At 70.9% G+C, this 6,694-nt stretch carries 6 protein-coding genes; 3 read left to right on the top strand and 3 right to left on the bottom strand.

Going from position 1 to position 6,694, the window contains the following annotated elements; genetic code table 11:
* Nucleotides 1-180: 180 nt before the first annotated feature.
* The 3 genes from ACFU99_RS27905 to ACFU99_RS27895 all read right to left on the bottom strand — a co-directional run bounded on the left by ACFU99_RS27905 (nt 181) and on the right by ACFU99_RS27895 (nt 2,120).
* Nucleotides 181-942: an SDR family NAD(P)-dependent oxidoreductase gene (locus ACFU99_RS27905; RefSeq protein WP_384397067.1), complete on the bottom strand. Its 762-nt coding sequence runs from the start codon at nt 940-942 to the stop codon at nt 181-183.
* Nucleotides 943-1,097: 155 nt separating this feature from the next.
* Nucleotides 1,098-1,535 carry a GNAT family N-acetyltransferase gene (locus ACFU99_RS27900; RefSeq protein ID WP_384397064.1) on the bottom strand — a complete coding sequence of 146 codons (438 nt, stop codon included), beginning with the start codon at nt 1,533-1,535 and terminating at the stop codon, nt 1,098-1,100.
* Nucleotides 1,536-1,544: 9 nt separating this feature from the next.
* Complete coding sequence (locus ACFU99_RS27895; protein ID WP_384397061.1) at nt 1,545-2,120, bottom strand: TetR/AcrR family transcriptional regulator; 576 nt, start codon at nt 2,118-2,120, stop codon at nt 1,545-1,547.
* Nucleotides 2,121-2,204: 84 nt separating this feature from the next.
* On the opposite strand from ACFU99_RS27895, the gene ACFU99_RS27890 reads away from it, so the two are divergent.
* The 3 genes from ACFU99_RS27890 to ACFU99_RS27880 all read left to right on the top strand — a co-directional run bounded on the left by ACFU99_RS27890 (nt 2,205) and on the right by ACFU99_RS27880 (nt 6,623).
* Nucleotides 2,205-3,098 (top strand): NADP-dependent oxidoreductase, encoded by an 894-nt coding sequence (locus ACFU99_RS27890; protein WP_384397058.1) that lies wholly within the window; start codon nt 2,205-2,207, stop codon nt 3,096-3,098.
* 250 nt (nt 3,099-3,348) lie between these two features.
* Entirely contained in the window at nt 3,349-4,473 is a 1,125-nt protein-coding gene (locus tag ACFU99_RS27885) for a hypothetical protein (protein ID WP_384397055.1), read from the top strand.
* 191 nt (nt 4,474-4,664) lie between these two features.
* The gene (locus ACFU99_RS27880) at nt 4,665-6,623 is read left to right on the top strand and encodes a phosphocholine-specific phospholipase C (protein ID WP_384397052.1); all 1,959 of its coding nucleotides are present in this window, start codon (nt 4,665-4,667) and stop codon (nt 6,621-6,623) included.
* The last annotated feature ends 71 nt before the right edge of the window (nt 6,624-6,694 follow it).

Below are 6,694 nucleotides of genomic sequence, written 5' to 3'. Positions count from 1 at the left end.
GGCTACGAGCCCCCGTTGAACTCGGCGGGGCCGCTCTCCGGTCTTGCGGGTAGGTGCCTGGACCGTCACTGACACCGGTCGGGTGGACTTTCTGGGCAGTGGTCGCCGCACAATGGGCGCAACTGGGCGCCTTCCCGCACCCGTTCGTACACGCGGCGGCGGCAGCCGCGCCCGCGCCGCTCAAGTGCGGAGGTAGGAAGCGCCGTTGAGGTCGAGGACCGTTCCGGAGGACCAGGCGGCCTCTGGGGAGGCGAGGTAGCGCACCGCCGCCGCGACCTCCTCGGCCGTGCCGACCCGCCCGAACGGGCTCTGGTCGCGCAGGTTGTCGCCGTCTTGGCCCGCCAGCTTGGCGGCCTGCCGCTCGGTCGCCACGAAGCCGGGTGCCACGGACGTCACCGCGATGCCATGCGGCGCGAGAGCTACGGACATGGACTGCCCGAAGGCGTGGAGCGCGGCCTTGCTCGCGCCGTACGCGGGGAACTCGGGCTCGCCGCGGAACGCCCCGCGGGAGCCGATGTTGACGATGCTGCCGGGGGCGCCGCGGTCGATGAGGTGCCGGGCGACGCAGTACGTCACGTTCGCCGCGCCGAGCAGGTTGACGTCGAGCATGCGGTGCCAGACGCGCTGCCAGTCCTCGTAGGACACCTCGGCCACCGCGTGCCGGGTGGCGTCGGAGGTGGCGGTGGCAGCGTTGTTGACCAGGACGTCGACGCCGCCGAGGCGCTCCACGGCTTCGTCCACGAGTGTGCGGGCCGCCTGCGGGTCGCCGAGGTCGCCCGCCAGCAGGGCGTGACCGGAGCCGGGCAACTGGCGCAGCGTTTCCTCGGCGTCGGCGCGGTTGGCCGCGTAGTGCACCCCGATCCGGTCCCCGCACTCGGCGAACGCGAGCGCCACGGCCCGGCCGATCCCGCGCGAGGCTCCAGTGACCAGTACCCGCCTCATCGTGCGAACACCTCCGGCGCGTAGCCGACCGGATAGCAGGCGGGGCGTATGGACATCAGGACACTCCTTCGGCTCGGTGCGCTGCCAGCTTGCAAGGCTCGATGTCCGAATATCAACAGCCGGACGATGTTTCGGTCGCCGTGGCCCGGCCCTTCCTACCCCTCCACCGCGAAGCGGTAGACCGTGGACTGGCGCGGCCGGAAGCCGAGGCGTTCGTACAGACGGTTCGCCGCCGCGCGGTCCGGGCGGGAGGTGAGGTCTACGGTCCTGGCGCCGGCCTCTCGTGCGATGCGCAGGGCCTCCTGGGTGAGGAGCCCGGCCACCCCCTGACCTCGTGCCGCGCTGTCGACGACCACGTCTTCGACGCGGGCCCGCAGGCCGGACGGCAGTGGGGCCAGTACCAGTGTCAACGTGCCGACGATCGCGTCGGCGGCGCGGGCGACCAGCAGGGTGTTGGCGTCGCAGGTCACCAGTCTCGCGATGGCTTCCTCGTCGAGTGGTTTCGCCGCCGAGGACAGCTGCGGCAGCAACCTGCCGAAGGCTTCCACGAGTTCCCGGCTCGGCTCTCTGGCGATCTCCACTCGGATGTCCATGCCGGGAGGCTAACGGCCCGTGGTCTCCCAGGCCGCCTCGATCATGCGGAAGACCTCGTCCACCGCCGCGTCCGGATCGGCCGCCTCGCGCGCGAGCGCGTGCGCGTCGACCACGAAACGGGCGATGGCCCGGCAGGAGGTCGTGGGCCGGGGCAGTTCGAGGTCGGCGGCGATGGCGGCGGCCAGCGATTCCGCGTGGCGCAGCTTCATCGACTCCTCGTACTGCCGCAGGTCGGGGGATTTGTCGATCATGTCCCAGAGGGGGGCGGCGCTCTCCGCCGCGCAGTGCCGGACCATGGCGCGCATCTCGCGGTGGAGCGCGGGGATGAGCGGCTCGTGCGGGGCCCGGTCCGTGACGGCCTGGGCGAGGCGGTGTTCGAAGTTCTCGTCCTGCTCGAAGACCAGGGCCTCTTTCGAGGCGAAGTGGGAGAAGACCGTGGTGACGGCCACGTCCGCCTCGGCTGCGACGTCGCGGATGCCCACCGCGTCGTAGCCCTGTTCCAGGAAGAGCCGCAGGGCGGTGTCGGCGATGTTCTGGCGGGTCGCGGCCTTCTTGCGTTCGCGGCGTCCGGTCGGCACGGTCATGGGCCCAGATTATCAGGCTCGGACTATCGGGTATGAAGGAGCAACTGTTTTTTAAAGCTAACCGTTAGTGTTACGGTCGGCGGCATGAAGCGAGTGAACATCGCCGAGTTCGGCGGCCCCGAGGTCTTGCAGATCATCGATGCCGAGGAGCCCCACGCGGGCCCCGGCCACGTACGCGTCGCCGTGCGGGCGGCGGGCGTGAACCCCGTCGACTGGCGGATACGCGAGGGCCAGAAGCTGGGGGCCCACCCGATCACGCTGCCCACCGGGATCGGGCTGGACGCCGCCGGGGTGGTGGACGAGGTCGGCGAGGGCGTCGAGGGGTACGAGGTCGGCGACCACGTGTTCGGCGAGGGGGTCAGCACGTACGCCGAGTTCGCCGTGCTGACGGCCTGGACCCGGATGCCCGAGGGGCTGAGCTTCGAAGAGGCGGCCGGGTACCCCTCCGTGGTGGAGACCGCGCTGCGCGTCATCGGCCAGACCGGGGTGCGGCCCGGCCAGACGCTGCTGGTCAGCGGCGCGTCCGGGGGAGTGGGCTCGGCGGTGCTCCAGATCGCCCGCGAGCGCGGCATCACGGTCATCGGCACGGCCGGCGCCGCGAACCAGGACTACCTGCGCGGCCTCGGCGCCCTCGCCACGACGTACGGGGACGGCTGGACCGAGCGCGTACGGCAGCTCGGCGACGTCGACGCGGCCCTCGATCTGGCCGGCTCCGGCGTGATCCGCGAACTCGTCGAGCTGACCGGCGACCCGGACAAGGTCATCACCATCGCCGACCTGGGCGCGCCGGACCTCGGCGTCCGGTTCTCCGGCGTGGCCGGCAGCGTGCCGGACGCGCTCGCCGAGGCCGCCGACCTCATCTCACGGGGCAAGCTCCGCATACCCGTCGAGAAGTCGTACGCGCTCACGGACGCCGCGTCGGCCCACATCGACAGCCAGGCCGGCCACACACGCGGACGCCGGGTCATCGTGATCTGACGCCGCGCCCCCCTGCCGGGGTGGGGCGTACGGACCCCTCGGCGGCGGTGAACCGCGCCTCCCGCTTTCCCCGCCGTGCGGTGTCCGAATTAGGGCGGTGACAGGGCATACGTGCGCTGCCAGAGTGTCCGAGGAGCCAAGGGGCCATCGCCCCGAAACCTCGAAACCCCGGTACCCCCGAAACCCCTGAGTCCCCGCGCCCGGTGCCTGCCATGGCGATGCGCCGGGCGGCGGGCCGGAGAGGAACACGATGGGTTCGTGGAAGTGGAACGACCAGCAGCGGCCGACCGCCGCGATCGGCGTCCGGGCCACGATGGGCGCCGTCACGATGAAGGACGACCCGCAGGCCGCGCGGCGCCCGTATGTCTTCGTACGCGGCCTCGACTCGCGGCTGTACGTCAACTGGTGGGACGGCAAGGCGTGGCACTGGAGCGACCAGGGCGTCCCCGCCGGGCGCACGGTCATCGAGAAGGTCGGCGCCGTCACGATGCAGGACCGCCCGGACGCGCAGCAGCGCCCGTACGCGTTCGTCATCACCGACGACTCCAAGCTCCACGTGAACTGGTGGGACGGCTCCAAGTGGAACTGGAGCGACCAGGGCGCGCCCGGCGGGCGGCAGATCCGTGAGGGCGTCGGCGTCGTCACCGTCCAGGACACTCCGACGGCGGCGCAGCGCCCGTACGCCTTCGTCATCACCGACGACTTCCGGCTCCACGTGAACTGGTGGGACGGTTCCAAGTGGAACTGGAGCGACCAGGGCGCGCCGCCGAACCGCACGATCTCCCGCCCCCTCGGCGTCACCACCATGCGCGACAACCCGAACGCCCCCACCCGCCCGTACGCCTTCGTCATCACCGACGACTCGCGGGTGTGGGTCAACTGGTGGGACGGCTCCAAGTGGAACTGGAGCGAGCAGGGCGCGCCGTCCGGCCAGCCGGTCAAGAAGGGCGCGGGCGTCGTCAGCGTCCAGAACGACCCGCAGGCGACCGAGCGGCCGTACGTCTTCGTCCAGGGCTACGACTCGAAGCTGTACGTGAACTGGTGGGACGGTTCCAAGTGGAACTGGAGCGACCAGGGGGCGCCCGGCGGGCGGCTCATCCTCGACTCCGTCGGCGTCGTCACGATGAAGGACGACCCGAACGCCTTCACCCGCCCCTACGTCTTCGTCATCGGCGACGACTCCAAGCTGTACGTGAACTGGTGGGACGGCAAGGCATGGCAGTGGGCGGCGCAGGGCACCCCGCCGGGGCGCGTCGTCGAGCGCCCCGGTGAGGCGATCACCGTCCAGGACAACGCCAACGCGGCCCAGCGCCCGTACGCCTTCGTCCTCGCCGACCACTCCGACCTCTGGGTCAACTGGTGGTCCCTGCCGTAGCGACAGCCATGACCGGTGCCGCCGGCGCCGGGTAGTTCTCCGGGCCCGTAACCGACCACAAGCGGGCCCGGACAGCTTCCGTTCGCTCACCTTCTGTTCCCTCGTCGCCGTCCCAAAGTCACCCCGCGTCAATTCCGTTGCGCACGCCACACGGTTAGCGTGCTGGGGCCCCCAATTTGAGGAGTTGCCCCGTGACCTCACTCACGCGCCGTGCCTTCGTCGGTACCTCCACCGCGGCCGCTGCCGCCGGACTGATCGGAGCGGCCGGTTCGGCCGCCGAGGCGGTGGGGACGGACGAGAGCGTCGCCGCGGCGGTGGACAGAGACGGCGGGACCGGCGAGATCAAGCACATCGTCGTGCTCATGCAGGAGAACCGGAGCTTCGACCACTACCTCGGCTCCCTGCGCGGCGTGCGCGGCTTCGACGACCGGCAAGGGCTGGTCTTCCCCGACGGGTCCGGCGTGCTGCGCCAGCCCGACGCGGGGCGTACGGACGGCGGTTATCTGCTGCCGTACCGGATGGACACCACCCGCTTCAACGCGCAGAACGCCAACGGACTCCCGCACGACTGGAAGACCAGCCACGACGCGATCAACCACGGCGCCATGAACCAGTGGATATCCGCCAAGGGCGAGCGCTGCATGGGGTACTTCACGCGCGAGGACATCCCGTACCAGTACGCGCTCGCCGACGCCTTCACCGTCGCCGACCACTACTTCGCCTCCCTGGCCGGGCCCACCGACCCCAACCGCCTCTACCTGTGGAGCGGCACCGCCGGGCCCGGCACCGACGGCACCACCGGGCCGTTCACCGACAACAGCGTCGTCACCGAGAACCCCGTCGCCGACTGGACGACCTACGCCGAGCGGCTCCAGAAGGCCGGTGTGAGCTGGCGCGTCTACCACAACCCGGGCATGGACGAGCGGTACGGCGACTACGACTGCAACGGGCTCTCGTACTTCAAGCAGTTCCACGCCTTCGCGAAGGACGACCCGCGCTACGTCAACGCCATGACGAAGTTCGACCTGTCCGCCTTCGACCGGCACTGCAAGGACGGGACCCTGCCCACCGTCTCCTGGCTCGTGTCCCCCTACCTCTTCTGCGAGCACCCGGCCGCCAGCCCCGACTACGGCGCCGACTACGTCAACACCGCCCTCCAGTCCCTCTTCAGTAACCCCGACGTCTGGAAGCACACCGCGTTCCTCGTCATGTACGACGAGAACGACGGCTACTTCGACCACGTCGTGCCGCCCACCGCGCCCGCCGGCACCCCCGGCGAGTTCGCCGACGGCCAGCCCATCGGGCTCGGCAACCGCGTGCCGCTGTGGGTGATCTCCCCCTGGTCGCGCGGCGGCTGGACCAACTCCCAGGTCTTCGACCACACTTCCGTGCTGCGGCTGATGGAGCACGTCACCGGCGTGCACGAGCCCAACATCACCGCCTGGCGGCGGGAGGTCTGCGGCGACCTCACCACCTGTTTCGACTTCTCCACTCCCGATTACACGATCCCCACCCTCCCCGACACCAAGGAGCTCGTCCGCAAGGCCGACGAGAGCAAGAAGCTGCCGCCCGTCAAGCTCCCCGGCAACGGCCAGCAGACCACGCCCGTACAGGAGCCGGGCACCCGGCCGCACCGCCCGCTGCCCTACCGCCCGGACGCGAAGACCACCGTGGACGCCCATACCGGCAAGGTCACCTGCACCCTGACCAACCAGGGCACGGCCGCCTTCCACTACACCGTCTTCCCCAACGCCCACCTGCCCTTCGCCGGAACCCCGTTCACCGTCGCCCCCGGCGCACAGGCCGTCTACGAGTGGGACACGGCCAAGAGCGGCGGCGCGTACGACTTCACGGTGTACGGCGCCGACGGGTTCGTACGGCGCTTCAAGGGCAAGGCCCAGGACACCGCGCGGGCGACCGCGAAGACGGACCCGCACACCGTCCGGCTGACGCTCGGGCACACGCACGGCGACGAGGCCCGCTTCACGCTGGAGCCCGGCGGCCACGGCGGCAAGCGCCGCACCGTCGACGTCCAGGCCGGGCGCCCCGCCCACGTGGACTGGCCCACGGAGAACGGGCGCTACGACGTGACCGTGACCGGCGCGGACGGGTTCGTACGGCGCTGGGCGGGCACCGTGTATCAGCACTGAGGCAATGGGGGAGGGCTGCCGGGGAGCCCCCCGCACCCCGCCACCCCGCCGTTCACGATGTGCCCGTACCC

The organism is Streptomyces sp. NPDC057654 (genome assembly GCF_042800135.1).
Taxonomy (GTDB): domain Bacteria; phylum Actinomycetota; class Actinomycetes; order Streptomycetales; family Streptomycetaceae; genus Streptomyces.
The sequence above is the reverse complement of the archived record's forward strand: the minus strand, read 5'-3'. Positions and strand labels throughout refer to the sequence as shown.